The following is a 24333-nucleotide window of genomic DNA, read 5'->3' on the forward strand; positions in this document are numbered from 1 at the left end:
TTAGTTGCATCCCAATGCGCCCTGAAGCGCGGCAAGGTTGGCTTCCATGCCCGAGACGTAATCTCCATCCGAGGGCTGAGACTCGAGAGGGTTCAGAGTGGCGAGATCGGCGCCAGCCTCACTGGCAACGGCCTCGGCGGTCTTTGGGGAGGCAAGCTCCTCGGTGAACACCGTCGTTGTTCCCGTCTCCTCGATGGTGCTCTTGATCGCGGCAAGGTCAGCGGGGCTCGGTTCGGCTTCCGGATCAATACCCGAGATGGCCACCTGGGTGAGCCCGTAGCGGTTGGTGAGGTACCCGAAGGCGGCGTGGGTTGTCACGATAGTCTGGCGCTCGCACGTGGCCAACCCATCAGCGAACTCTGTGTCCAGATCCGTGAGCTGGCCCGCAACGGTCTCTTGGCCCTCCTGATAGGTTGTCACGTTTGCGGAATCTGCTTGGCTCAAGGATTCCTCAATTGCCTCACCGGCGTCACTCATCCGCTCAGGGTCTAGCCAAAAGTGTGGATCAAGGTTGCCGTGATCATGTTCGTGTGCTTCGTCGTCGTCGTCGCCATGATCTTCCTCTAACGGGAGAAGGCCCACGGAATCGGACAACTCGAGAACTTCCGGGCCGGAAATCTGCTCAACGGCAGCGTCCATGGAAGGTTGGAACCCTTCCACGTACACCACGAGGTCCGCCTCGTTCATCTTGGCAATATCGGACGGCGATAGCTCGTAATCGTGCGGCTCCACGTTCGCAGGCGTCATGGAAATAACGGTGACGTCATCGCCTCCGATGCTTTCGATCAGCCAAGCCAAGGGATAGAAGGAGGTGGCAACGGTCAGGCCCTCCGTGTCAGATTCCGATGAATTGGTGGATGAGCATGCGCCCAGTGTCAACGCTAGGGTTCCTGCGGCCAGTGCCGCCACGAGTCTTTTCATGAGAATGATTATCACCTTGAATGAGAATGATTGTCAATTGCATGAGCTGTGAAGCTCACACGGACCTTCGTCGCGCACCCTCTGCCAAGTAGATAGGATGGCTGGGATCTGCATCGCCCAGATGCGGCAGAACCACGCATCATCCAGATGCGTCATGAAAGGAGATCGCAGATGGCCAAACCGGCACCATCGCGCCTCGATAACGTTATTGCACTGGCTAAGCGCCGTGGCTTCGTCTTCCCATGTGGGGAAATCTATGGCGGAACCAGATCGGCGTGGGATTACGGCCCCCTTGGCGTAGAGCTCAAGGAGAACATCAAGCGCCAGTGGTGGAAGAACATGGTGACATCGCGTGATGACGTGGTGGGCTTGGACTCCTCCATCATCCTTCCCAAGGATGTGTGGATCGCCTCCGGCCACGTAGGTGTGTTCAACGATCCGCTCACCGAATGCCTATCGTGCCATAAGCGCTTCCGGTTCGATCAGATGCAGGAAGAGTACGCCGAACGCAAGGGCATCGAGGATCCAGATACCGTTGAGCTTTCCGTCCTGCCCTGCCCGAACTGCGGCAACCGCGGCCAGTGGACCGAGCCTCGCGACTTCAACATGATGCTCAAGACCTTCCTTGGCCCTGTCGAGGATGAATCGGGCCTGCACTACCTGCGTCCTGAAACGGCTCAGGGTATCTTCATTAACTTCCAAAACGTCATGACCTCCGCGCGCCGGAAGCCTCCGTTCGGTATTGGGCAGATCGGAAAATCCTTCCGCAACGAGATCACGCCCGGAAACTTCATCTTCCGCACTCGCGAATTCGAGCAGATGGAGATGGAGTTTTTCGTTGAGCCCGGAACCGACGAGGAATGGCACCAGTACTGGATCGATCAGCGCCGCGATTGGTACGTCAATCTGGGCATTGACCCGGAGAACCTGCGCTTCTACGAGCATCCTCAGGAGAAGCTCTCGCATTACTCCAAGCGCACTGTGGATATCGAGTACAAGTTCGGCTTTGCCGGATCCGATTGGGGCGAGCTCGAAGGCATCGCCAACCGTACCGATTTCGATCTTTCCACGCACTCCGAGCATTCGGGTAAGGACCTGTCCTATTTCGATCAGGCTACCGGTGAGCGCTGGACCCCGTATGTGGTGGAGCCAGCCGCTGGCCTCACCCGCTCGCTCATGGCCTTCCTCGTGGAGGCTTACGTTGAGGACGAGGCCCCCAACACGAAGGGCGGAGTGGATAAGCGCGTTGTTCTCAAGCTCGATCCGAGGCTGTCCCCGGTTAAGGCTGCGGTTTTGCCGTTGTCCCGTTCCGAGAAGCTTTCGCCGATGGCGCGAGACTTGGCGGCTAAGCTTCGCCAGTTCTGGAACGTTGATTTTGACGACGCCGGAGCAGTGGGCCGCCGCTACCGCCGTCAGGATGAGATCGGCACGCCGTACTGCATCACGGTGGACTTCGATTCGCTCGATGACCACGCCGTGACCGTGCGCGATCGCGACACCATGGAACAGGTGCGCATCCCGATCGACGAAGTTCAGGCCTACCTCGCCACGCGGTTGGTGGGCTGCTAAGACAGCGTGTCCCATAGCCATGACGTGAGCGGGGTATTCTCGCTTGGCCAGCGCCGCAAGGTTCGATGGATCCTTGCGGCGCTGGTGCTGCCTCTAGCCATCGTGACAGCTGTACTGCTGATCGTGATGTGGCCGCGGGGTGAGAGTTTGGTTGGTTCCGTTCCGATCAATGCCACGGGCGTGGAGCGGACCAGCGGGGTAATCACTTCTATCGGTGAGATGGACGAAACTGGCCAAACCCCGATCACCATGGAAACCGATGGCGCTGAGGTTCCCGTTCACGTTCCCTATGAGATAGTCCAGAACGGGCTGGCTGTTGGTGACAACATCTGGGCCACGTTCAATCCTCACGCGATTGATACAGGCACTCCATACGCGTTCAGCGATTTCGTGCGGACTGTTCCTCTTGCTGTCTTAGCGGGTATCTACCTCCTTTCGGTCCTCATCGTGGCCCGTCTGAAGGGCCTCATGGCGATGGTGGGGCTTGGGGTTTCACTGGGGATAGTGGGAGTGTTTATCCTTCCCGCACTCATGTCCGGATCCCAACCGCTAGCCGTCATCCTCGTGGGCGCCGCCGCAATGATGTTCTCCTCGATCTACCTAGCACACGGAATCTCCATTCGGACTACCACCGCTGTGCTGGGGACTTTCGGAGGTTTGCTAATTACGCTGGGAGTTTCACTCTGGGCCGTGGACTCAATGCGCCTGACGGGGACATCCAGTGATGATGCGCTGGTCCTCATGGGAGAGTTCCCGGGGCTAGACATGAGTTCGATCCTGCTGTGTGGCATGCTGTTGGCAGGTTTGGGAGCTCTCAACGACGTGACAATTACACAGGTCTCCACCGTGTGGGAGCTGCACGCCGCAAATCCCGCGATGGCCCGGCGTCGCCTTTTCACCCAGGGAATGGCTGTGGGACGTGACCACATCGCGTCCACCGTCTACACGCTGGCCTTTGCCTATGTGGGAACGGCGTTGCCGATCCTCATGTCGGCCGCTCTCATGCAGCGCTCCACCGTGGATCTGTTGCAGGTGAGTCAGATCTCTGAGGAGATTGCGCGAACGTTGACTGCCTCGGTGGGGCTGGTGCTCGCCATTCCAATCACCACGGCCATTGCAGCATGGATGGCCCCCGTGGCACCGTCTACGTCATATCTAGAATTGGAAGGGGAAGGCGAATGAGCGCGCCTGTTCAACTTGGAGCACTCACGCTGGGAACCCCAGTGATGTTGGCGCCCATGGCTGGCGTAACCAACCCTCCCTTTAGGCAGCTGTGCCGGGAGGCGGGGGAGAGCGGGCTGAAGGCTGCCGGTTATACGTGGCAGGAGTGCCCCGGTACCTTTGCTCCCGCCGGCCTTTGGGTATGCGAGATGGTGACTACTCGCGCCCTCGTGGAACGTAACGTCGAAACTATGAATATGATCAAGCCGGATCCGGGTGACCCGGTGCGATCGATCCAGCTATACGGCGTGGAACCGAAAACAACGGCGGAGGCTGTGCGCATCCTCGTGGCGGAAAATCGGGCTGATCACATTGATCTAAACTTCGGTTGCCCGGCCCCGAAGGTTACTCGCAAGGGCGGGGGATCTGCGCTTCCGTGGAAGACGGACCTGTTCGAAGATCTCACTCAGGCGGCCGTGCGAGCCTCGGAGGAAGCCAGCCGCGATCGTGACTTCGTTGTGCCCGTAACCGCCAAGGTGCGTATCGGGGTGGACGATGGACACACTACCTTCCTTGACGCCGCTCGTATCGCGGAGGATTCAGGGATCGTGGGGCTCACTCTTCACGCCCGAACTACTGCTCAGCACTATTCGGGCCACGCCCACTGGGACCGGATAGGCGAACTCACTGCCGCCACCAGCCTGCCCGTACTTGGCAATGGTGACGTTTTTGAGGTGGAGGATGCCAAGGCGATCATGGAGCAGACCGGGTGCCGCGGCGTTGCAGTGGGGCGTGGTTGTCAAGGGCGCCCATGGCTGTTCCACGATCTGGCTGCCTTTTACCACGGGAGTGAGCACCGGGCGTCCCCGCGGCTCAGCGAAGTAGCCGCCATCATCGTGCGCCACGCCGAGCTCTCGATTGACCACTTTAACGGGGATGAACACCGGGCGCTGCGCGAACTTCGCAAGCACATGGCCTGGTATCTGCGGGGTTTTTCGGTTGGGGGCAGTGCGCGCAATGCGCTCGCCTTGGTCTCCACACTCGATGAACTCAGAGAGCGCCTGGCGGAACTGGGGGACCAGCCGTATCCCGAGGCCGCTGAAGGGCCGCGTGGACGCGCAGGCAGTCCAAAGCAGCCACATCTGCCAGACGGCTGGCTCGATTCGCGAGAGCTCAGCGAGGCTCAGCGCGCGAAGATCGCGCTGGCCGAGGTGAACGTTTCTGGTGGATAGCCGCGGAAAACGGGTAGGCTCGCACTGTGAGTGAGCATTATGGACCGGCAGATCAGGCCCGGTGGGTTGCAGAACCTGCGAAGTCTCCAAGCCGAACTGAGTTTGAACGTGATCGGGCACGGGTGCTGCACTCTTCTGCTCTGCGCCGGCTCGGGGCCAAGACTCAAGTGTTGGGTCCCGAATCGGACGATTTCATTCGCACCAGACTCACCCATTCGCTTGAGGTAGCCCAGATCGGCAGATCCCTTGGCAAGAATCTTGGCTGCGACCCGGACATTGTGGAAACAGCATGTCTGTGCCACGATCTGGGGCACCCACCCTTCGGCCACAATGGGGAACACGCCCTCGATGAGGTGGCAAAGGACATCGGCGGATTTGAAGGCAACGCCCAAACGCTTCGGCTGTTGACCCGCCTTGAACCCAAGCGCTTGACGCCCGAAGGCGAACCCGCCGGTCTCAACCTCACCCGCGCCAGCCTAGACGCTGTGCTGAAGTATCCGTGGTTCGCTGGCGAGAGCCCCTCCGGCAGCAAGAAGTTCAACGTCTATCGGGACGATGCACCCGTATTTGAGTGGATTCATGGCGCTGCAGCCCACGCCAAGTGCATCGAGGCTCAGATCATGGATCTGGCGGACGATATCGCCTACTGCGTGCACGATGTTGAGGACGCGGTGGTGCGCGAGTTCGTTTCACCCAATACCCTGCGTGATCCCAGCCAGCAGGCACAGATAGTCGAAGCAACCTGCGCGTGGTACAACCACCCAAGTCCGGACAGGCTGGGCGCGGCTCTGCAGCGGCTGATCGCCGAGGAGGATTGGCCAACACAGTTTGCCGGCTCCTACCGCGATCTGGCTCAGATGAAGGACCTGACCAGCGATCTCATCGGCCGTTTCATCTCCTCAGTGTGCGAAGCCACCTACGCAGCCCACGGAACCGGCCCTCTCGTGCGCTACGACGGCAACGTGGTAATCCCCCAAGAGACTCAAGACGAGATCACGGTGCTTAAAGGGATCGCGGTGGAATACGTGATGATGCCGCGCGAATCCGAACCCCTTTACTTCGAACAGCGCACGCTCCTTTTCGATCTCGTGGACGCGCTTCAAGCCAGTCCCGAGCAGATGGAGCCGCACTTCTTTGACATGTGGAAGCCGGCAGATGAGGCCGCACGCCAGCGCGTAGTTGTTGATCAGGTGGCTTCCCTCACGGACCAATCAGCGCGGCAGTGGCACTCGCGCCTGTGCGGCATGTTCTGGAACTAGACTGGAGCTATGGCAGGGTTAATCAGGCGCGAGGATATCGATGAGGTTCGTGCCCGCACGCGTATTGAGGACATCGTTGCCGGCTACGTTTCACTTCGGCCGGGTGGAGTTGATTCCCAGCAGGGGCTCTGCCCCTTCCACGATGAGAAGACGCCCTCTTTTCACGTGCGCCCGAGCGTGGGGCGCTGGCACTGCTTCGGCTGCGGCGAAGGTGGGGATGCCTTTTCGTTCGTGGAGAAGATCGAGCACATCACATTTGTCGAGGCCGTCGAGCTTCTGGCCCGCAAGGCCGGCGTGGAGCTGCACTATGAGGGCGGCCAGGACAGGAAGGGCCCGGCTGGCCCGAACCGCGCGCGTCTGATTGATGCCCATCGAGTAGCCATCGATTTCTACCAGAAGGCTCTGCACACTCCTCAAGCCGAGGCAGGCCGGGCCATGCTGGCGGATCGCGGCTTCGATAGTGACGCCATCGAACACTATTCCATCGGATATTCACCAGATTCTTGGGACGGCGTGCTCAAGGAGCTGCGCGAACACGGCTTTTCCGAGAAGGAGATCGCCGCGTCTGGGTTGGCAACCCAAGGTAACCGCGGGCTTTATGATCGCTTCCGCGGCCGGTTGATGTGGCCCATTTTCTCGATTACTGGCGATCCGATTGGGTTCGGCGCGAGGAAGTTGAACGACGACGATAAAGGCCCCAAATACCTCAACACTCCAGAAACCCCGATCTACAAGAAATCTCAGGTGTTGTACGGGCTGAACCTTGCCCGTAAAGCAATTGCGACTGAGAAGCGCATCGTTGTGGTGGAGGGCTACACGGACGTCATGGCGGCGCAACTTGCTGGGATCGAGTGTGCCGTTGCTACGTGTGGAACTGCATTCGGGACCGAGCACGTGAAGATCGTGCGCCGGCTCTTGGGGGATGGAGCCAATCCAGCGGCCGGTCTCATGCTTTCCTCAGGCCGAGCGTACGGCGGGGAAGTGATCTTCACATTTGATGGGGACGCGGCGGGCCAGAAGGCGGCCCTCAAGGCGTTCCAAGAGGACCAGTCTTTTGCGGCTCAAACCTTCGTGGCCGTTGCTCAGGAGGGTATGGACCCCTGTGAGGTCCGGATGGCCTACGGTGACGAGGGCGTCCGCCAGATCATTGATGGCAGGCGTCCGCTCTTTGAGTTTGCTATCACCTCCACACTTAAGGGGATTCCACTGGAAACCGCCGAAGGGCGTACAGCTGGACTGCGTGCAGCAGCGCCCATGGTGGCCTCGATCAGGGATCGCGTACTGCGCGGGGAGTATACGCGCCAGCTCGCAGGCTGGCTCGGCATGGACGAATCCACCGTGCGCGCCGCAGTGGGAGGCGCTGCTCGGCAACCGCACCAGACCCCCTACACTGAGCCCGCCATGGATCAGTCGGTCGAAAAGCCCGCGATGCTCGCGCCTCTGCGTGTGGTGCGCGACCCGGTGGAGCGCATTGAGCGCGAGGCACTCGAGATCTTCCTGCAGCTTCCCGGGTATGCGGCACAGGCCGGGATGGACGATCTGCCATCTCAGACCTTCACTGTTCCTATGCACCGCCGGGTGCACGAGGCGATTCGGGCGGCCGGAGGCACACGGTGCTTTACAGACCGCGTTAGGTACCTGAATTCGCGCGGAATCGAAGGCTCGGCGGCTGATCGGGACGCCGCCGGATGGTATGTGGAGCAGGTGGCCGAGCAAGCCGATTCCGTGGTGGCTCCGATCATCACGCAGCTTTCCGTTGACGACCTGCCCGAATCGCGCCCGGATCGCTTAGCGAACTACGTGTGGTCCATATCCGTCACGCTTATCAAGCAGGGAATTACCCGCCAGATTGCAGACCTGCGCTCAGAGCTGCAGCGGACCTCGTCCAGCGACAACGGCTACGGCGAACTCTTCGCCCGCCTTATGGAGCTGGAGGCCCAGCGGCGTGCCTGTGAGGAACAACTTGGCTGAATGGCCCGCCGATTGGCGTTTGGGTGGGGATGTGCCGGTATGATGGTCTGGTCCGGAAACGGATACGCCCCCATAGCTCAGCTGGTTAGAGCAAGGAACTCATAATTCTTGGGTCGCGGGTTCAAGTCCTGCTGGGGGCACTATTCAGAGGTCGCTTATATCTCTCTAGATTCGCCTGTTGAGACTCGGGAGTATGGGTGGTGGGATTGAGCGATAGGTGTGGCTGGTGGGGGTGGTGACTTCCCGGGTGCTGGGTCCGGTTGGTGTGTGGTGCCAGCCGGGGTTTTCTTTGGTGTAGTTACACCTGGCACAGAGCCCGGTCCCGTTCGAGGCGTTGGTCCGCCCGTTCCTGACGAAGGGGTGGGCGTGGTCCAGGTGGGCGATAGGGGCGTTACACCACGGGTTCCGGCACTGCTCGTCGCGTAGGATCAACGCGCGGCGTAGTGCGCCGGTGAATTCGCGTTTGCGGGTGTCGATCTTCGTGATTTCGCCGGTGACTGGGTCGGTCAAGACCCGGCGGAGGAAGACACGGGCCGGTGTCTCGTGGTCGTGGACTGGGTCGAGCATGTCCCGGGCGATTGCGGCGGGAATGGGACCGAAACCGGGCATCCATGCCGAGGTGAAGATGTCCTCGGCGTGCCGGCCCGTGTTATCAATGCGTGGTCCAACCGAACTGGCGGTAGAAGCGTCGGCGTGAGTGGCGGTGGTGAGCAATGTTTCGTCGCTCATGACGAGCTGGACTTCGATGTTGACTGCCTCTGCGTGGGACTGTCCGGTGAGGCGTTCGACGAGTAGGTCGGCCTCTAACTGGGTCGGGCTCCGGTCCACAGTCTCCTTCGAGAACGCCATCGCGGTGGCCGCGTCATGCAGGGCTTTCTTACAGGCGAAGGCTTGACCTAATGGTAGTAGGGCGGTCAGGTAGGCCATCCCGGAAGGTGCTGGGCGTATCGATACAGCTCGGGCCTTCTTGGAGGCGGCGTGGGCTTTAATATAAGCAACCGGGTCGGCCTGCTGGGCCAACGCCCGCACTTCACCCGCGAGGCGCCTAGAGCCGGTCTTGCCGTAGCGGTGTGCCATATGGGTATCGATCGCGCTGCGTGCTTCAGCGGCAAGATGACTGGTTTCTTTAACCACCAGTCCCGCCGTGTACTCCGACAGTCGTCCGTCCGAGAGGGCAGTCAGAGCGTTCGGCATGTCGGTGGTGAGAGTATATGCGGTGCGGATCGCCGCTGATCCTTGCTGGGGTGAGACCCTCTTAGCGAGCCCGATTTCGCTCCCGATGCCCCTGGCTCGCTGTTCCGGCTTGACCCCGCGGGCCTGTTCGTTCAGGTTACGGGTGCCCCGGAATTCTTCGGTCGCAAGCACTTGCGCCCCGGCGGCAGCGCTTTTAATGTCTTCGAGCAATCGGATCTGGTCAATACATGCACCCTCGCTACCAGCGGTCAAGGTTCCGTGCAGCAGGTCCCGGATGAGGGAGAGGACCTGTACGGCGCTGTCGGCATCTTCACCGGCGAACATTGCCAGCACAGCGGCTGAGTCAGCCATCCACGCCGCATCATGTGCCGCATATTCCTCTTCTGAGGGAGGAACGATCTGCACGTGTGGATCCGACATGGCATCGAGGAGGGCAAGCTGGCCAACACACACCTGCCTTCCACCAGCCTGATCTTCCACTGTGGTCACCACACCCACCTCCTCGTGTATTTCCAAAAAGACTGCTACATGTCCGAATGATTTTTCTACCCCTAGTGTACCGAACGATCATTCGAAACACAATACCTAAACGCACCCAAACGGTATTAAAGATGATTGGGAGATAAGAAACCGTCGTCGTTATAAAACGGTAGAACACCACCAAAAGCGCCCACAAATGGGAACGAACAACGCGAGTAATTGTTCGCTCATCATGGCGGAAACGATGAATCAAACGGCTGGGATGAGCCGGTTCGGGTAGAACAGCGTGGGGAACATCAACCTTCCAAAGCGCGTAGATAGCTTCATAGGCCCACATAAGAGGCTACGATCGAACCATGATTTTTCGTCCGAAGCCACCGTTGGGCCGTCACTTTGAGGACGGCTCAGGACGGGGAAATCTATCCGATCGCTTCGATGCCATGCGTTCGGCAGCCGCCGCGAGGACCGACGTCACAACAGAAATCCCAATCGTTCGCCCAACCCAACGTCCGGATGATCCTCCCCGACGCCGCCGTGGCGCGGCGCGCGAGGACAGGGTGCGCCAGACCGGCCAACTACCGCGGGTACAGCCCGAACAGCGCCCGGAACAGACTGAGCCGCCCCAGGAAGAGCAGAAGAGCGTTGCCCGCTCCTCGGCAATCATGTTCCTTGGAACGCTCGTCTCACGAGTTCTTGGTCTAGTACGTTCGCCGATCTTGCTGGGTGCGGTTGTAAGCGTCAACGCTCCCGTGGCCAACTCCTTCGATGTGGCGAACAAGCTTCCGAACCTTATCTACATGGTGATCATCGGTGGGTTGGTAAACGCCGTGCTGGTCCCGGCTATCGTGCGAGCAACCAAGCAATCTGACGATGACGGTCAGGCATTCATCAACAAGCTCCTGACAGTGGCCATCGTGCTACTTGGACTCGCGACCTTGGTCATCACACTGGCGGCGCCGCTGGTGGTCAAGCTCTTCGCCTCAACGATGGACGCGCCATGGTTTGACGTCACGGTGGCGTTTGCTTACTGGTGCCTGCCGCAGATCTTCTTCTACGGGATGTATACGGTTCTTGGGCAGATCCTCAACGCGCGTGAGAACTTCGGGCCCTACATGTGGGCTCCCGCTCTCAACAACGTCATCGCAATCCTCGGCCTAGTTCTCATACTGGGGATCTATGGTTCCCACGATCCCGCAACGGCCGGTGACACGGGTATTTGGGACGGGACCCGAATCGCCATGCTAGGTGGCGTCCATACACTCGGCATCATAATGCAGGCAGTGATCCTTATTTGGCCCCTGCGGAGGCTGGGCTTTAGCTATCGCCCGGACTTCAAGTGGCGCGGCTCCGGACTCGGGGATGCTGGCCGAGCCTCCTGGTGGATCCTGCTTTCCATGATTGGTGGAATGGTTCCCACGATGGTCCAATCGAATATGGCGGCGGGCGCAACGGCACGGGCCCAACAGATGGGTATCCCGTTCGATGAGGTTGCGGGTAACGCAACCTATACTTCCGCCTACACGATCTACTCGATCCCTACCTCGCTTATCGTGGTATCGATTTCCACCGCAATGTTCACGCGCCTCGCGAAGCATGCGGCGGACCGCAATATGGTGGCCATGCGACGGGATACGTCGAAGACGTTGAGAATGGTCTCCACTCTGATGTTGCTTTGCACAGTACTGATCGTGGTACTGGCGGTCCCAGCCTCGCGGTTTATCGCACCCACGATCGCCCCGGAAGCAACGATAACCCTCTCGCGGGTGCTCATTGCCATGGCCCTCGGTCTAGTCAGTATCGGTGCGGTGAATGTGCTGGACCGTGCCTTTTATGCCTTCGAGGATACGCGCCTCGCGTTCATCCTTAATCTGCCCTTCCAAGTCCTCGGGGTAATTGGATTCGCGGTGTGCGGGCTGCTTCCGCCGCAGTGGGTGGTGGTTGGCATTGGCCTTGTCATGACGCTGACGAATACGGGAGCCGCGTTCTTGCTGGGATACGCGCTGCGAGGCAAGATGGGGCGGATTGACGGGAAGAGGATACTGATCACACACCTCAAGTTGCTCGCCATCTCTCTGGTGGTGGGGTTGATAGGGATCCTTGCCATGCGCTGGGCAACTGGCGTGTTCCATCCTGAAGCAAGCTTCATGTCATCGGTCCTTGTCATGATTGTCCTTGCGCCGATCCTTACGATCATGTACTTCGGACTGATGAAACTGTGGAAGATGCCCGAGCTTGTCTCTCTTGAGGGCCCGGCTCGTGGCGTTCTGAGAAAGTTGGGTATCAACAAGTGACGAAGATTCTTCCTGTCGTGTTTGGATTCGATATCGCGGACTATGCCTTCGCGCGGATCTTTCACGAGAACAGCGGGTTGCGGAGCCTGGTTGTGTCCGAAATCCGCCGCGGGCCCATCAACGATTCGTCTATCTTCGACATCATGATGGTGCCCAGAGGCACGCTTGGGCATGAGGATTCGTTTATCGCCCTTCTGCACGAAATTGCGGCACAGCATCCAGACGAGCGGTTGATCCTGTGTGTCAACTCGGACGAGGGCGTTGAGTACGCCGTCAAGCACCGCGCCGAACTTGAGGGCCGTTGGTTCCTTCCTTACGCGAGCGAGGAGGCCGTGAAGACGGCCAACTCTAAGACGTCTATGGCTGCCATTTTGGAGGCCCTTGGACTACCCACGATTCCCAGCGTGAGTGTGGATCTGACTGACCCTCAGTCTTGGGGTGAGGGGCTGGACCGTGTGAGGTTTCCCGTCGTCGTTAAACCAGAAGACGGAACCCTTCTCAACCTGTACCTACACAAGGGGCTGAAGAAGGTCACTCCAGTCAACACACGTGAGGACGCACTAGCGCTTTTCAACAAGCTCCGCGACAACGACGTTCCGATCAAGCTGTTGGTTCAGGAGCTGATACCCGGTGATGATACGACTCAGTGGGTTGTAAACGGCTATGTGGATCGTTCGGGGCAGATCACGGCGGCTGGTTCTGGGCGGGTTCTCCTAGGGCTCCACGTGCCGTCTCTGATTGGGAATGCCGGGATGATTCTTCTGGACAGTAACGATCACCTCATTGAGACGGGCAAACGAATTGTCCAGGCAGTTGGGCTGACAGGCTTCTTTTCGCTGGACGTCAAGATAGATCCGCGCGACGGCACGGAATACTGGCTAGATTTGAACCCACGGATCGGACGGGGGCACTACTACCTAAAGGTGGGTGGTATCGATCTGGCCGCGGCGATGCTTGCGGATATGCGCGGTGAGAGGATCCAATACCAGACGAATACGCGAGACGGGATCTACACAGTGATACCTATGGCACTGGCTTCCAAGAGGTATCTTACGGATGCTGATCTGCGCGCTCAGGTGAAGATAGCTAAGAAGAACACCGTTAATCCGCTGGCGTATTCTAAGGATAGGAACCCTAGGAGGCACGCCTATCGGGCGCTCAGCTACGTGAACCAGTATCGCCAGATGAAGGCGTTTTATCCGGAGCCTACCGCTTCAGGGTTTTAGCGGGACGCCTAAGGATAGCCGCGTTCCCGAATAGTCATTGTTATAGTTTGGGTGGAATAGATCTGCCGTCAGGAGAGCCCCATGCAGTTCGATGTACTTGCCGAGCAGGATTACTCGGCGTTTGTTCGCCAATGTGAGCGCTGTTTTTTCACTCAGCTTCCCGAGTACGGGGAGGTTCGTGCGGGCGAAGGCTATCGCGTTGAGCGGGTGGGGCTGAGTGAAGCGGGGAAGATCCTCGCGGCGGCAACGATCGTCTACCAGCCGTGGAAGAAAGCGTTCCTACGGGCTCAGATCTCTTACGGCCCGGTGTTGGCTGACGATGAGAACCCAGAGGTGGTAGAGGCCTTCTTTGAGGCCCTGACGCGGCACGTGCGCAAGGATAATCGTGTGCTGTCCATCCGGGTGGCCCCGCTTATCGTAAGGCGCCAGTTCGAGGGGAGTGAACCGGGGCCAGAGTCCGAACTAGCACGGCGGTTCGATGCGGTCATGAACAAGCTTGGCGGAGAGCGCCTCCAGAAGGAATTCTATGATTCCTCCGATGTTCAGATCCGGTATAGCTACGTCAAAGATATCGCCGGCATGAGCTTCAAGGAGGCGATGGCCTCCTGTGGTCAGGTAGTCCGCACCGGCTTTAACAGAGCCGGAACGAACGGCGTGGAGGTCCGCTTCTACGGTCCCGATGAGTTCGATGTGCTGGAGAAAGTGCTCGAGCACACCGCCGAGCGCACTGAAATGCACGCCGTTTCGGATTCTGCTTTCCATTATTACCGCGACCTCATGCAGAAGCTTGGCACCGATGAAATGATGATGCCCGTGGCCGTACTGAACACGGAAGCAGCGTTAGCTCAGATTCGGGAAGAACGCGAAGGCATCGAGCCGAAGATTGAGAAACTCGCCGAACTCGAAGTGGCAGCGGAGGCGGAAGGTCGCCAGCTTGGCAAGAAGCAGCGGAACCAACTCAAGGAGCATCGGGCGCGCCTAGATGTGCTGGCTCGCCGCGAGCAGGAGACGCTCACGGTGCAAGAAGAGCACGGAGATGAAGTGGTTTTGGCTGCGAGCCTCTTCGTCCATTCGCCGCACGAACTCGTTTACCTCGTATCCGGAGCCTACGCACAGTTCCAGAGCTACTACGGCATTTACCTCATACACAGGGCGATGTTCGAATGGGCAACAAGCCACGATGTTCACCGCTACAACATGTACGGGGTGACCGGCGATTTCTCGGAGAATGCCTCGGACGCGGGTGTGCTTCACTTCAAGAGCCAGTTCCAGGGCTATGTGGAAGAGTACGTGGGAACATACGATCTGGCGCTGCACCCCAAGCTGGCATCAGCGTTGGGGGCCGTTGGTTAAGCGCCAGAACGGACCGACCGCACCGTTCAAGGCTATGTCCAATCCCTGTAGGCTTATCCTGAGTGAGAAACCTACCCTGCGGAGGAGAAAACGTGGCCGAAGAGCTCCCAACGCCCGAAGATGAAACGGGGAGTCAGCCCACAGAATCGGGCCTGACCCCCGAAGAGATCGCCTACATGGAGCGTGTGCAGAAGAAGCGCCTAGTTATCGTGATCATCGCGGGCATTGTGGTCCTTATCCTTGGCTTCCTTGCCGGGCAGAACCTGAGCTCGCTGAAATCGGCGGCAGACGGTCTTGACGTGCTGCTTACTGGTGCGCCGATGGCGCCCACGAACTGGGTAATCTAGCGAAAACCGCCTAGGGAACAGGAGATCATCGTGTTTGGAAAGAAGAAGCCAGAGGAAGTTAGTGCGCTGGGCGGCCGGCCGATCGACTGGGCGGAGCTTGACGGTGGCGGCTACGTGGTGACCTTTGCTGATGCGCTCGCGGTGACCCAACCAGAGCAGGAAACGCTTCGCCACGAGTGGTCTGATTTCGAGAACGCGAGCTGGAGCGAGGAAAAGCGCCAGATAACCATCACTTACGTAGATGGGGCAGAGTCGCTGCGAATCCAATTCGCTCCGGAAGCCAAGCAGAAGATCGCCTATGTGATCCGCGAAAGGCTCCAGCGTTCGATTGTGCTTCAAGAGGCAGCGGACCTGCCTTCGGGGGCCGTGGCGCGCGGTATGGTTCGCCGTAGCGGCGATGAGAGTCTCTTCACACAAGTGATTATCGATGGCGTATCGGGCCCGGAAGATAACGATGCGGTGGCCTCCTTGGAGCGATCTTTGCGCGACATTACGGGGATTACCGAGGACTAGGGGTTGGTCAATTTGTGGGGTGGCGCCCTGTTCGCCCGAATTTGCTAGCGCGTAGAACTCTGCTAATCTTTTATCTGTTGTTGATCCCGCGTAGCTCAACGGCAGAGCATCCGACTGTTAATCGGACGGTTACTGGTTCGAATCCAGTCGCGGGAGCCAAGGGCCCCTCGCCACAAGCGAGGGGCTTTTTTCATGTGTTCTCTTCCCCTCAACGGCGGCAGCGCGCCTTACAGTTGTGCGAGAATTGAGCCTATGGCTTACCGCGCGATTCGTATAGTTGGAGATCCCGTCCTGCGCACTCCCTGCGCTCCTATCAAGGACATCAATCACGGCGTCCGGACGCTCGTTGAGGACCTGTTGGAGAATGTGGATGATGAGGGCCGCGCCGGGTTGGCCGCCAACCAGATTGGGGTATCCCTACGCGCGTTTTCGTGGAACATTGACGGCGTGGTTGATTACATCTTGAACCCCGTGATCGTTGAGATTTCGGAGGATCATTTTCAGGACGACGACGAAGGATGCCTCTCCGTTCCCGACCTCTGGTTCCCAACGAAGCGCTCATGGTACGCGCGCGCGGAGGGAATCGATCTTGATGGGAAGAAGAAGATCGTCGAAGGCGAAGAGATCATGGGCCGATGCATCCAACACGAGGTGGATCATCTGGATGGCCACCTCTACATCGACCGCTTGGAACGCTCCGAGCGCAAGAAGGCCATGCGCGCGATCCGTGACCTGTAGTACAGTATGTGCTAGCAGCCTGTGATTTGGGTGGCAAAGGGAAAGTTACCCAGCCGCAGGAGAGATGCTATGAGCACTAAACACGCCACTCGTGGTGTCATATTCATTCATTCGGTACCGCCTCCCGTGCAAAAGCACGTTGAGTGGGCGGTATCAAAGCTGCTCGGATACCGGATCAACTTTGAGTGGACCGAACAACCCGCACAGGCCGGCATGAACCGCGGCGAGGCGTCGTGGACGGGTGAATCTGGCACCGGTGCGATGCTGGCCACCGCGTTCCGCGGGTGGGAGCACCTACGCTACGAGATCACCGAAGAGCCCACCGCAACCAGTGAGGGCGGCAGGTGGTCACACACCCCGGGCCTTGGTATCTTCTACGCGCAAACGGACCTTACAGGCAACGTTGTGGTGCCCGAAAACCGGATCCGTGCCGCCATGCAGAACTCTGCGGGCGATCCGGCCGAGCTCCAGCGTCTGCTTAATTTGGCGCTCGGACAGGCGTGGGACGATGAGCTGGAGCCCTTCCGCTACGCGGGCGCCGGAGCGCCCGTGCGATGGCTCCACAGGGTGGGTTAAGAGCGGGAGGCTAGTTCCACAAGATCGCCAGCCGTCTGGGCCTCCTCAATGTCCTGATCGGCAAGCTTCACATTCAGCGCTTCCTCTAGCGCGTGGGCGCCAACCCAGCGAGTTATCCGGTCTACTTCGCTCAGCGCGAAGTCTAGGCTAACGTTCTCGTGGCCTTCTTCGGCGAATGCGTCGAATAAAACTTGGCTCGGATCCTTAGACTCCATCACATCTCCGTTCGCAATTGGATAGGCTCAGGGTATGGCCTTCCTCGATATCGTCCAGCGGTTGCTGAAAAACTCTCCTACATCGGATTCGCGCGCCCAACGCGCCGAGGAGTTGCGGCAACGCCTCTCCGAGAATCCTAACGACGTCATGGCTTTTGAGGAACTCGCTCAGATCGTCCGCGACGCCGAAGAGAACAAGGAAGCCGCCGATCCTCTAACGGCGGATGTGACGGGAACTATCGATGTTACGGCGGATCTGGCGATGTGGGCCCTAGCGGAGGAAATCGGAGCTTCTCCTGACGCGTGGTACCCGTTGGTTGAGCTGGCGCGCCTCTCTGTGGATTCGGACCGGGAAAGCGCACTGCGGCGCCTGACCGTTGCCTCCGACCGGGAGACCTCTGGGCGGGCCCTAGCCGCCGGCATTCGAGTGCTGCGCGAGGCGGGGCTGCCCAGCGCCGCTCTTGGTCTGGGGCTCGGCCGCTGGCGCCCCGAGGATCAGGAGTTCGAGGCAGGGGAGCAGATCGTGCGAGCGGCGCTGGAAGCGGGCCGTGTGGGAGAGGCCCGAACCTTCCTCGCGCAGTTACCTGAGGAAGGGCACGCAGAACAGATCCGCGCCCTACGGTCAGCCATCGATATCGCAGAGGAGTTGTAATGGCACGCTACATTGAGATTCACCCAGTTGACCCCCAGCCACGGCTCGTTACCTCGGTTGTGGAGCGGCTTAGGAACGGAGATGTAGCCGCTATCCCTACTGATTCCGGCTACGCGCTCGTGTGCGCTCTAGGTAATAAAGAAGGCCTAGAACGGATCCGTACCCTGCGCCACGTGAGCGATAAGCACCACTTTACGATGCTGTGCCACAACTTTGCCCAGCTCGGCCAGTTCGTGATTGTGGACAACGCTGATTTCCGACTGGCTAAGTCGTTAACCCCCGGGCCCTACACCTTCATCCTGAAGGGAACGAAGGAAGTACCGCGCCGTACTCTGAACCCGAAGAAGCATACGGTGGGCGTGCGAATTCCTGATCACAAGATCACTCAGGCCATCGTGGGGGAGATGGGGGAGCCGCTCTTGGCCTCCTCGCTCATCCTTCCCGGGCATGAGGAGCCCATGACGGACGGCTGGGAAGTGAACGATGAACTCGGCAACTTCGTGGATATCGTGGTGGAGGGTCCGTGCGGAACTGACGGACCTACAACGGTACTAAACCTCGTCAAGCGCAAGATTTCACGCGAAGGTGCTGGGAGCACGGCCGGGATCGAGTTGTGAAGCCCGTACTCTTTGATTTCGACGGGACCCTCGCCGATTCGGCTCCGGTTATCACTGACTCTTACATTCACACGCTGCGCCAAGAACAGGGTAGGGACTACCCGCCGGAGTTTTTTCGACAGTTTATTGGGCCACCGCTGGAGGATTCCTTCGCCGCGATGGGAGCCGATGACGTTCATCGGTATGTGAGGACCTACCGCGCCCACTACCGCGAGCACATGTATGAGACTCTGCTCTTTCCGGGGATTAAGCAGATGGTGGCAACACTGGCTCAGGCTGGCGTCCCCATGGCGATAGCCACCTCTAAGCGCACGGATTACGCCAGTATGCTCGCGGACCGCTTAGGGGTGGGCCAATACATGAAAGTTGTGTGTGGGAGCTACGACGGTGATCCTCGTGCCCAAAAACAGCACCGTGTGGAGGATGCCCTTTCCGAGCTGGGCCGGCAGGGCTATGACACAGCTGGCGCCATCATGGTGGGGGACCGCATACACGATCTTGAGGGTGCCAACGCCAATGGGATCGCCACAATCCTCGTGGCCTGGGGCGCTGGAGGCCCGGACGAGTGGTCGCTTGCGTGGCGCGTTGCTCACTCCGTTGATGAGCTGGAAGATATGTTGTTGGACGAGGTTGGGGTCCGTCGTCGTCGCTAATAACTAAAAACGACGACGACGAACCAACCTACTTACTCTTCCTCTGTGGAAGGTTCGGCCGCGCGGACATTGAACAGGTCGTAACGATCAATGGCCTCCTTGACCACGGAGCGATCGATCTTGCCCTCGTCAGCCAAGGCCTGAAGCGAACGGACCACCATGGACGCGGCATCAATCTTGAAATCGCGGCGGGCGGCCGGGCGGGTATCAGAGAAGCCGAAGCCATCTGCGCCCAGTGTGTAGTAGTTGCCCGGGATCCACTGGCGGATCGAATCCTGAACCTGATGCTCAAAGTCCGAAGATGAAACGAACGGACCCTCGGAGCCCTGCAGCTTCTGTGTGAGGTAAGGAACCTGAGGCTCTTCCTCGGGATGGAGGAAGTTGTGATCGTCAGCCTTCAGGGCCTCGCGGCGTAGTTCATACCAGGAGGTCACGGACCAAACTCCAGCGGAAACGCCCCAATCCTCGGCCAGCATGCGCTTGGCGTCATTTGCCCACGGCACGCCAACGCCAGAGGCCAGAAGCTGGACGCGGGGGCCTTCGCCTTCGTCGCTCTGGATCTGATGGATTCCCTTGATGATGCCGTCAGCGTCAACATTCTCGGGTTCGGCGGGCTGGTGAATGGGCTCGTTGTACACGGTCAGGTAGTACATGACGTCCTGATCGCGGCCGTCCGAGCCATCGCCGTACATGCGGGTGATGCCGTCTTGAACGATGTGGGCGATCTCGTAGGCGTAAGCCGGATCGTAGATCACCGTGGCAGGGTTCGTGGAGGCAATCACGGGGGAGTGGCCGTCAAGGTGCTGCAGGCCCTCGCCCGTCAGCGTGGTGCGGCCAGCCGTGGCGCCGATGATGAATCCTCGGGCCATCTGATCGGCAGCGGCCCAGAACTGATCGCCAGTGCGCTGGAATCCGAACATCGAGTAGAAGATGTAGAACGGAACCATCGGTATACCGTGCGTGGCGTACGAGGTGCCCACCGCGGTGAATGCCGCGGTAGAACCGGATTCGGTGATGCCGGTGTGCATCAACTGGCCCTTCGTGGACTCCTTGTAGGACAGCAGCATTTCGTGATCAACCGCGGTGTAGTGCTGGCCCAGCGTGTTGAAGATCTTGGCCGTGGGGAACATCGCGTCAAGGCCGAACGTGCGGGCCTCGTCCGGGATGATCGGGACAACCCGGTAGCCGAACTCCTTGTCCTTGACCATGTCCTTGATCATGCGCACAAGGGCCATCGTTGTGGCCACCTTCTGCTTACCAGAGCCGGTCTTAATCGCATCGAAGTGCTTTTGAGCCGGGAGCGTGACGCCCTGAGACGTGACGCGGCGCTCTGGCAGGTAGCCGCCAAGGTTCGCACGCTTATCCAAGATGTACTCCATCGTGGGATGGGAGTTATCCGGGCGGTAGTACGGGGCGGTGTACGGATCTTCTAGCTTGGAATCGTCGATGTCCAGATGGAGCGTATCGCGCAGGCCCTTGAGGTCCGCAGAATTCAGCTTCTTCATCTGATGCGTGGAGTTCTTACCGGCGAAGTTGCGGCCCAGTAGGTAGCCCTTGACCGTATGGGCAAGGATCACCGTGGGCTGACCCTTGTGCTCGAGGGCAGCCTTGTAGGCGGCGTAGATCTTGCGGTAATCGTGGCCGCCGCGCTTGAGCGCCCAGATCTGCTCATCTGTCCAATCGGCAACCATGGCCTTGGTGCGGGGATCGCGACCGAAGAAGGCATCGCGAACGTAGGCACCATCGTTGGCCTTGTAGCCTTGGTAATCGCCGTCCAGCGTGGTGTTCATCAGGTTGATGAGCGCACGGTCCTTGTCCGCTTCCAGAAGCGGATCCCACTCGCGGCCCCAGATCACCTTGATGACGTTCCAGCCCGCGCCCTTAAAGAAGGCCTCGAGCTCCTGAATGATCTTTCCATTGCCGCGAACCGGGCCGTCTAGGCGCTGAAGATTACAGTTGATGACGAACGTGAGGTTATCGAGCTGCTGGGAGGCTGCTTGCTGGAGAAGGCCGCGAGATTCGACCTCATCCATTTCGCCATCGCCCATGAACGCCCACACGTGCTGCTGGCTCGTATCCTTGATGTCGCGCTCATGCAGGTAGCGGTTGTACCAGGCCTGATAGATCGCGGATGCCGGGCCGATGCCGAGCGACACCGTGGGGAACTCCCAGAAGTCTTGCATCTGGCGCGGGTGCGGGTAGGAGGGCAGGCCGCGGCCGCCGGAGGGGCGCGAGCTCTGCTGGCGGAAGCTGTCCAGATCCTCTTCAGAGAGGCGGCCTTCCAAGAAAGCTCGGGAATAGTTACCGGGGGAGGAATGCCCCTGGAACATGATCTGATCGCCGCCACCTGGATGGTTCTTGCCGCGGAAGAAGTGGTTGTAGCCCACTTCGTACAGCGTGGCCTGAGCCGCGAAGGAGGAGATGTGTCCGCCTACCGCAACTCCGGGGCGCTGGGCGCGGGTCACCTGGACGGCCGCGTTCCAGCGAACCCACCGGCGGAACTCGCGTTCCATTGATTCATCGCCCGGGTAGAAGGGTTCATCCTCCACCGGGATGGTGTTGATGTACGGGGTCACTAGGTTGGTGGGCACGTAGATGCGCTTGCGGCGTGCGTGGCGCTCCATGCTCATCAGGATGTATCGGGCGCGGGGGCCACCGCTGTTTTCGATCAGATCATCGAGTGAATCAACCCATTCCTGAGTCTCTTCCGGATCAATGTCAGGCACAAGTCCTAACTGACCGTTAATTAGCGGCGATAGTTCCATCGGCTCGCTCACAGAATCTCCCTCGTTTCGAAGCTGGGCATACTTGCCAAATAACCGGGGCGCCCAGATGAGTGGACGAAAGTCCCGGGATGGTTCTAGTCTAACGCGCAATTGGCCCGATGGGGTGGCCTAACTTTGTGAGCAATACTGCGTCTTTGAACGCGCTTTTCCGTCTAAAAGTGCGCAGACGTGTGAGACGCGTCTCTGTGACGCCTGCAATGGCGGATCTTTGGCTCAAAATGCCCTGCTCGCTTGCGATCTTGGCGCGAATACGGTGAGCTTATAGCCATGGGATCGTTTGGTTTCACCAAGGGAAGTGTTGTTCAAGAATTCGGTTATGACGAGGACGTCGATTTCGGCGTACGCTCAGCCATCGAAGGAGATGTAGGGCGTGAACTCGTCGATGAGGATTACCCCGACATCGCCGATGCTGCGCTGGGATGGTGGCGCGAAGAGGACGGTGACGTTGATGACCTCACCGATCTATTCCTCGATATGAAAGCCAATATGGACTCCGAGGATGCCGTGCTCTGGCTGTTGGTGCCTGGGCCACGCCAGTTCGGCTACGTAGAAACCAGCGTCATCGAAGAAGCCGCCGAGACCGCTGGCCTCCTTGCTACAACAAGTGCGGCCGTGTCCGACACATGGATGGGTGTGCGGCTCAGCCCGCAAGGTGAACGCCGGTAGGCGTACCTCACATCATTTGGAAGAGCGGCGGGAATGTCCTAGCTGCTATGATTTCGGAGTCGCTTCGTTACGGCGGGGTGATTCTGAGGGCCTATAGCTCAGTTGGCTAGAGCGCCACGTTTACACCGTGGATGTCAGGGGTTCGAGTCCCTTTGGGCCCACAAATGTGATGTCCCGAGACATGTGCCATTCATGTCTCGGGACATCAGCCATTTTTTGGGCCATCGTCCTGCTGGTTTGAGTCTGTTTCTCCAGTAGGTGTGGTTGGGGTTGATGTCGTGCTCGCTGAGGACTTTTCCGGTGTCGAGATGGATGACGGTGACGGTGGTGCGGCCCGCAACAACGTCACCGCCGTACCAAACAGCATCGTGCGGAGCTGGTCAGCGGGCAGGATCGAGACTCGCCGAATGGAGCGCTGGTTCGTCCGGGAACCGTAATCGCCGACGGTGCTGGTGTTGGTGAGTTCGTCACGTTACCCGATCAGCGTGGACACGTCTTTCAAGCAAGGTTTGAACGCCCTGAGTCAACACAGCTTTGATATCTCAAGCGTGCGGCGACTTGGCGTTGCTCTCGTCCGTGCGCGAATTCCGATTTCTGGCATTCGATAGCTATCAGGGCCCCTCTGGCGCAAGCTTGAAACTATACCGTCCCGCCGGTATAGTTTTGAGTAGTTTGGCGAACTTAGGAGACCTGAAATGGGGCGCAAGGCAGGACGCGGAGCGGGCGAGACCAGACGGCTGATCCTGGATGCTGCTTCACGGTTGATCGGTCGGCACGGGACCGCGGTGCCGGTCTCTGACATTGCTGAGGCCGCTGGGGTGTCCAAAGGCGGGCTGCTCTATCACTTCCCGAACAAGGAAGCGCTGCTGAGCGGGCTGGCCACCGAGCTGATGGAACGGTTCCGCGTGCAGGTGGAGGAGATCGCCGACCAGGAGGAGCCTGGCCCGGGGAGGCTGACTCGCGCCTACATCCGGGTCAGCTTCGCTCACGCCGGTGACTTTACCGGGTTGCGTGACTACATTGCTCTGGCCGCGCATCTGATGTTCGAACCCGAACTAGAAGCACTAGCCCAGGCTGACGCCGCAAAGTGGCGCAAAGCCCTGTCCTACGATGGTTTGGATCCGGCGGTCACCCGAATGGTGATCGCTGCCACCGATGGGGCTAACAGTGCCCCGCTGTGGGGAGCGGTGCTGACTGATGCCGACAGCCAGGCCCTCGAAGCGGACCTCGTCGCGTTGACCCGCAGTGACCGCGAAACCACGACCATCCTGTGACGACGAAGGAACGAGAAGACATGAGTGAGATCATTTACCGCCCCTACCAGGACTCCGACGCCGGAGACATCAAGCAGATCGTCAACGAGGCGTTCTATATCCACCGCTACGTCAAAGGACGTCTGGTGCTCGATAGCGCCCTGGAGCTCTACCTGCGCGAACGTCTGCTGGCCAGCACCTGGACCCGTGTGGCCGTCAAAGACAGTCGCGTGGTGGGCGTCATCATGGGCCAAGTCGACGGAGAACCAACCTTGGGCGGCAGGGTGAAGAACGGGCTGCTGAGTTGGGGGCATATGCTCCGTGCCGGCATCCTCGGGCTGCCGCAGTGGAAGTCGATGCGCCAGTACTTCGCCTTCGGACCCATCTACCGGAACCTGCGCAAAAAGACTCGTGCGGCGTTGACCGATGAGCTCACCCTCTTCGCCGTGGCCTCCACCACCCGCGGCCTCGGTGTCGGCAAAAGGCTCTATGCCGACTACCTGGAACACCTAGATAATCTGGGCCGCACCGACTGAAGTGGCCGGGGTCTGGTGGAGATGTGTGCTAACACGGAAGGATAGTCTCATGTCGACACCACGAAAGTATGATCGCGAGCTTCAGGATCGAGCGGTACGCCTGTACGAGGAGCGTATGGCTCGC

General features: G+C 59.4%; 23 protein-coding genes and 3 tRNA genes. 22 read left to right on the top strand and 4 right to left on the bottom strand.

The window, feature by feature from the left end:
* Positions 1 to 921, bottom strand: a complete 921-nt coding sequence (locus tag DD236_RS10380) for a metal ABC transporter substrate-binding protein (RefSeq protein ID WP_109094321.1) — start codon at positions 919 to 921, stop codon at positions 1 to 3.
* A gap of 171 nt (positions 922 to 1092) precedes the next feature.
* Here DD236_RS10380 and DD236_RS10385 point away from each other — a divergent pair, with 171 nt between their 5' ends.
* The 6 genes from DD236_RS10385 (at position 1093) to DD236_RS10410 (ending at position 8253) form a co-directional block, all read left to right on the top strand.
* Complete coding sequence (locus DD236_RS10385) at positions 1093 to 2490, top strand: glycine--tRNA ligase (RefSeq protein ID WP_109094322.1); 1398 nt, start codon at positions 1093 to 1095, stop codon at positions 2488 to 2490.
* 24 nt (positions 2491 to 2514) lie between these two features.
* Entirely contained in the window at positions 2515 to 3672 is a 1158-nt protein-coding gene (locus DD236_RS10390) for a YibE/F family protein (protein WP_243410292.1), read from the top strand.
* Positions 3669 to 4883, top strand: a complete 1215-nt coding sequence (gene dusB / locus DD236_RS10395) for a tRNA dihydrouridine synthase DusB (RefSeq protein ID WP_109094323.1) — start codon at positions 3669 to 3671, stop codon at positions 4881 to 4883. Before DD236_RS10390 ends, dusB begins: the two co-directional genes overlap by 4 nt.
* A 26-nt stretch (positions 4884 to 4909) precedes the next feature.
* Positions 4910 to 6142 (top strand): deoxyguanosinetriphosphate triphosphohydrolase, encoded by a 1233-nt coding sequence (locus DD236_RS10400; RefSeq protein ID WP_109094324.1) that lies wholly within the window; start codon positions 4910 to 4912, stop codon positions 6140 to 6142.
* Positions 6143 to 6151: 9 nt separating this feature from the next.
* Positions 6152 to 8113: a DNA primase gene (gene dnaG / locus DD236_RS10405; RefSeq protein ID WP_109094325.1), complete on the top strand. Its 1962-nt coding sequence runs from the start codon at positions 6152 to 6154 to the stop codon at positions 8111 to 8113.
* Between the two features lie 66 nt (positions 8114 to 8179).
* Positions 8180 to 8253, top strand: a tRNA-Ile gene (locus DD236_RS10410).
* Positions 8254 to 8278: 25 nt separating this feature from the next.
* Here DD236_RS10410 and DD236_RS10415 read toward each other — a convergent pair.
* On the bottom strand, positions 8279 to 9799 hold the full coding sequence (locus DD236_RS10415) for an HNH endonuclease (RefSeq protein WP_109094326.1): 1521 nt from the start codon (positions 9797 to 9799) through the stop codon (positions 8279 to 8281).
* Positions 9800 to 10143: 344 nt separating this feature from the next.
* Between DD236_RS10415 and murJ the strand changes: the two genes are divergently transcribed.
* The 8 genes from murJ to DD236_RS10455 all read left to right on the top strand — a co-directional run bounded on the left by murJ (position 10144) and on the right by DD236_RS10455 (position 16831).
* A complete protein-coding gene (gene murJ / locus DD236_RS10420; protein ID WP_243410293.1) occupies positions 10144 to 12078 on the top strand; it encodes a murein biosynthesis integral membrane protein MurJ in 1935 nt (644 codons plus the stop codon).
* Positions 12075 to 13304, top strand: coding sequence for a carboxylate--amine ligase (locus tag DD236_RS10425; RefSeq protein ID WP_109094327.1), 1230 nt, complete (start codon positions 12075 to 12077; stop codon positions 13302 to 13304). The genes murJ and DD236_RS10425 overlap by 4 nt, the downstream gene beginning before the upstream one ends.
* 81 nt (positions 13305 to 13385) lie before the next feature.
* Positions 13386 to 14657, top strand: coding sequence for a peptidoglycan bridge formation glycyltransferase FemA/FemB family protein (locus DD236_RS10430; RefSeq protein WP_109094328.1), 1272 nt, complete (start codon positions 13386 to 13388; stop codon positions 14655 to 14657).
* Between the two features lie 92 nt (positions 14658 to 14749).
* On the top strand, positions 14750 to 15004 hold the full coding sequence (locus tag DD236_RS10435) for a hypothetical protein (protein ID WP_109094329.1): 255 nt from the start codon (positions 14750 to 14752) through the stop codon (positions 15002 to 15004).
* Between the two features lie 30 nt (positions 15005 to 15034).
* Complete coding sequence (locus tag DD236_RS10440) at positions 15035 to 15517, top strand: hypothetical protein (RefSeq protein WP_109094330.1); 483 nt, start codon at positions 15035 to 15037, stop codon at positions 15515 to 15517.
* Positions 15518 to 15601: 84 nt separating this feature from the next.
* Positions 15602 to 15676, top strand: a tRNA-Asn gene (locus tag DD236_RS10445).
* 93 nt (positions 15677 to 15769) lie between these two features.
* Entirely contained in the window at positions 15770 to 16255 is a 486-nt protein-coding gene (def, locus tag DD236_RS10450) for a peptide deformylase (RefSeq protein ID WP_109094331.1), read from the top strand.
* 69 nt (positions 16256 to 16324) lie between these two features.
* On the top strand, positions 16325 to 16831 hold the full coding sequence (locus DD236_RS10455; RefSeq protein ID WP_109094332.1) for a DUF3145 domain-containing protein: 507 nt from the start codon (positions 16325 to 16327) through the stop codon (positions 16829 to 16831).
* Here the strand turns inward: DD236_RS10455 and DD236_RS10460 are convergent.
* Complete coding sequence (locus tag DD236_RS10460) at positions 16828 to 17046, bottom strand: hypothetical protein (RefSeq protein ID WP_109094333.1); 219 nt, start codon at positions 17044 to 17046, stop codon at positions 16828 to 16830. The two genes, DD236_RS10455 and DD236_RS10460, sit on opposite strands and share 4 nt — an antisense overlap.
* Positions 17047 to 17080: 34 nt before the next feature.
* Here DD236_RS10460 and DD236_RS10465 point away from each other — a divergent pair, with 34 nt between their 5' ends.
* From DD236_RS10465 to DD236_RS10475, 3 genes are read left to right on the top strand one after another with little or no spacing between them, the layout of a single operon-like run.
* Positions 17081 to 17698, top strand: coding sequence for a hypothetical protein (locus tag DD236_RS10465; protein ID WP_109094334.1), 618 nt, complete (start codon positions 17081 to 17083; stop codon positions 17696 to 17698).
* Positions 17698 to 18315: an L-threonylcarbamoyladenylate synthase gene (locus DD236_RS10470; protein WP_109094335.1), complete on the top strand. Its 618-nt coding sequence runs from the start codon at positions 17698 to 17700 to the stop codon at positions 18313 to 18315. Before DD236_RS10465 ends, DD236_RS10470 begins: the two co-directional genes overlap by 1 nt.
* Positions 18312 to 18968 carry an HAD family hydrolase gene (locus tag DD236_RS10475; RefSeq protein WP_109094336.1) on the top strand — a complete coding sequence of 219 codons (657 nt, stop codon included), beginning with the start codon at positions 18312 to 18314 and terminating at the stop codon, positions 18966 to 18968. The genes DD236_RS10470 and DD236_RS10475 overlap by 4 nt, the downstream gene beginning before the upstream one ends.
* A gap of 32 nt (positions 18969 to 19000) precedes the next feature.
* Here DD236_RS10475 and aceE read toward each other — a convergent pair whose 3' ends face one another.
* Entirely contained in the window at positions 19001 to 21745 is a 2745-nt protein-coding gene (gene aceE, locus DD236_RS10480; protein WP_109094337.1) for a pyruvate dehydrogenase (acetyl-transferring), homodimeric type, read from the bottom strand.
* A gap of 276 nt (positions 21746 to 22021) precedes the next feature.
* Here aceE and DD236_RS10485 point away from each other — a divergent pair, with 276 nt between their 5' ends.
* The 5 genes from DD236_RS10485 (at position 22022) to DD236_RS10505 (ending at position 24209) form a co-directional block, all read left to right on the top strand.
* Positions 22022 to 22420 (top strand): DUF3052 domain-containing protein, encoded by a 399-nt coding sequence (locus DD236_RS10485; RefSeq protein ID WP_109094338.1) that lies wholly within the window; start codon positions 22022 to 22024, stop codon positions 22418 to 22420.
* A gap of 87 nt (positions 22421 to 22507) precedes the next feature.
* Positions 22508 to 22581: transfer RNA gene (locus tag DD236_RS10490), tRNA-Val, on the top strand.
* Between the two features lie 99 nt (positions 22582 to 22680).
* Positions 22681 to 22857, top strand: coding sequence for a hypothetical protein (locus DD236_RS12085; protein ID WP_165819899.1), 177 nt, complete (start codon positions 22681 to 22683; stop codon positions 22855 to 22857).
* A 258-nt stretch (positions 22858 to 23115) separates the two neighbouring features.
* Positions 23116 to 23694 carry a TetR/AcrR family transcriptional regulator gene (locus DD236_RS10500; protein ID WP_109094339.1) on the top strand — a complete coding sequence of 193 codons (579 nt, stop codon included), beginning with the start codon at positions 23116 to 23118 and terminating at the stop codon, positions 23692 to 23694.
* 20 nt (positions 23695 to 23714) lie between these two features.
* Positions 23715 to 24209 (top strand): GNAT family N-acetyltransferase, encoded by a 495-nt coding sequence (locus DD236_RS10505; RefSeq protein ID WP_109094340.1) that lies wholly within the window; start codon positions 23715 to 23717, stop codon positions 24207 to 24209.
* The last annotated feature ends 124 nt before the right edge of the window (positions 24210 to 24333 follow it).

It is taken from the genome of Ancrocorticia populi, from assembly GCF_003123745.1.
GTDB classification, from domain to species: domain Bacteria; phylum Actinomycetota; class Actinomycetes; order Actinomycetales; family Actinomycetaceae; genus Ancrocorticia; species Ancrocorticia populi.

Bases quoted from the DNA above. Each gene is read 5' to 3' on its own strand.
- DD236_RS10380 (WP_109094321.1), bottom strand. From the start codon at position 921: ATGAAAAGACTCGTGGCGGCACTGGCCGCAGGAACCCTAGCGTTGACA.
- DD236_RS10385 (WP_109094322.1), top strand. From the start codon at position 1,093: ATGGCCAAACCGGCACCATCGCGCCTCGATAACGTTATTGCACTGGCT.
- dusB (WP_109094323.1), top strand. From the start codon at position 3,669: ATGAGCGCGCCTGTTCAACTTGGAGCACTCACGCTGGGAACCCCAGTG.
- dnaG (WP_109094325.1), top strand. From the start codon at position 6,152: ATGGCAGGGTTAATCAGGCGCGAGGATATCGATGAGGTTCGTGCCCGC.
- murJ (WP_243410293.1), top strand. From the start codon at position 10,144: ATGATTTTTCGTCCGAAGCCACCGTTGGGCCGTCACTTTGAGGACGGC.
- DD236_RS10430 (WP_109094328.1), top strand. From the start codon at position 13,386: ATGCAGTTCGATGTACTTGCCGAGCAGGATTACTCGGCGTTTGTTCGC.
- def (WP_109094331.1), top strand. From the start codon at position 15,770: ATGGCTTACCGCGCGATTCGTATAGTTGGAGATCCCGTCCTGCGCACT.
- DD236_RS10455 (WP_109094332.1), top strand. From the start codon at position 16,325: ATGAGCACTAAACACGCCACTCGTGGTGTCATATTCATTCATTCGGTA.
- DD236_RS10460 (WP_109094333.1), bottom strand. From the start codon at position 17,046: ATGGAGTCTAAGGATCCGAGCCAAGTTTTATTCGACGCATTCGCCGAA.
- DD236_RS10465 (WP_109094334.1), top strand. From the start codon at position 17,081: ATGGCCTTCCTCGATATCGTCCAGCGGTTGCTGAAAAACTCTCCTACA.
- DD236_RS10470 (WP_109094335.1), top strand. From the start codon at position 17,698: ATGGCACGCTACATTGAGATTCACCCAGTTGACCCCCAGCCACGGCTC.
- DD236_RS10485 (WP_109094338.1), top strand. From the start codon at position 22,022: ATGGGATCGTTTGGTTTCACCAAGGGAAGTGTTGTTCAAGAATTCGGT.
- DD236_RS10500 (WP_109094339.1), top strand. From the start codon at position 23,116: ATGGGGCGCAAGGCAGGACGCGGAGCGGGCGAGACCAGACGGCTGATC.
- DD236_RS10505 (WP_109094340.1), top strand. From the start codon at position 23,715: ATGAGTGAGATCATTTACCGCCCCTACCAGGACTCCGACGCCGGAGAC.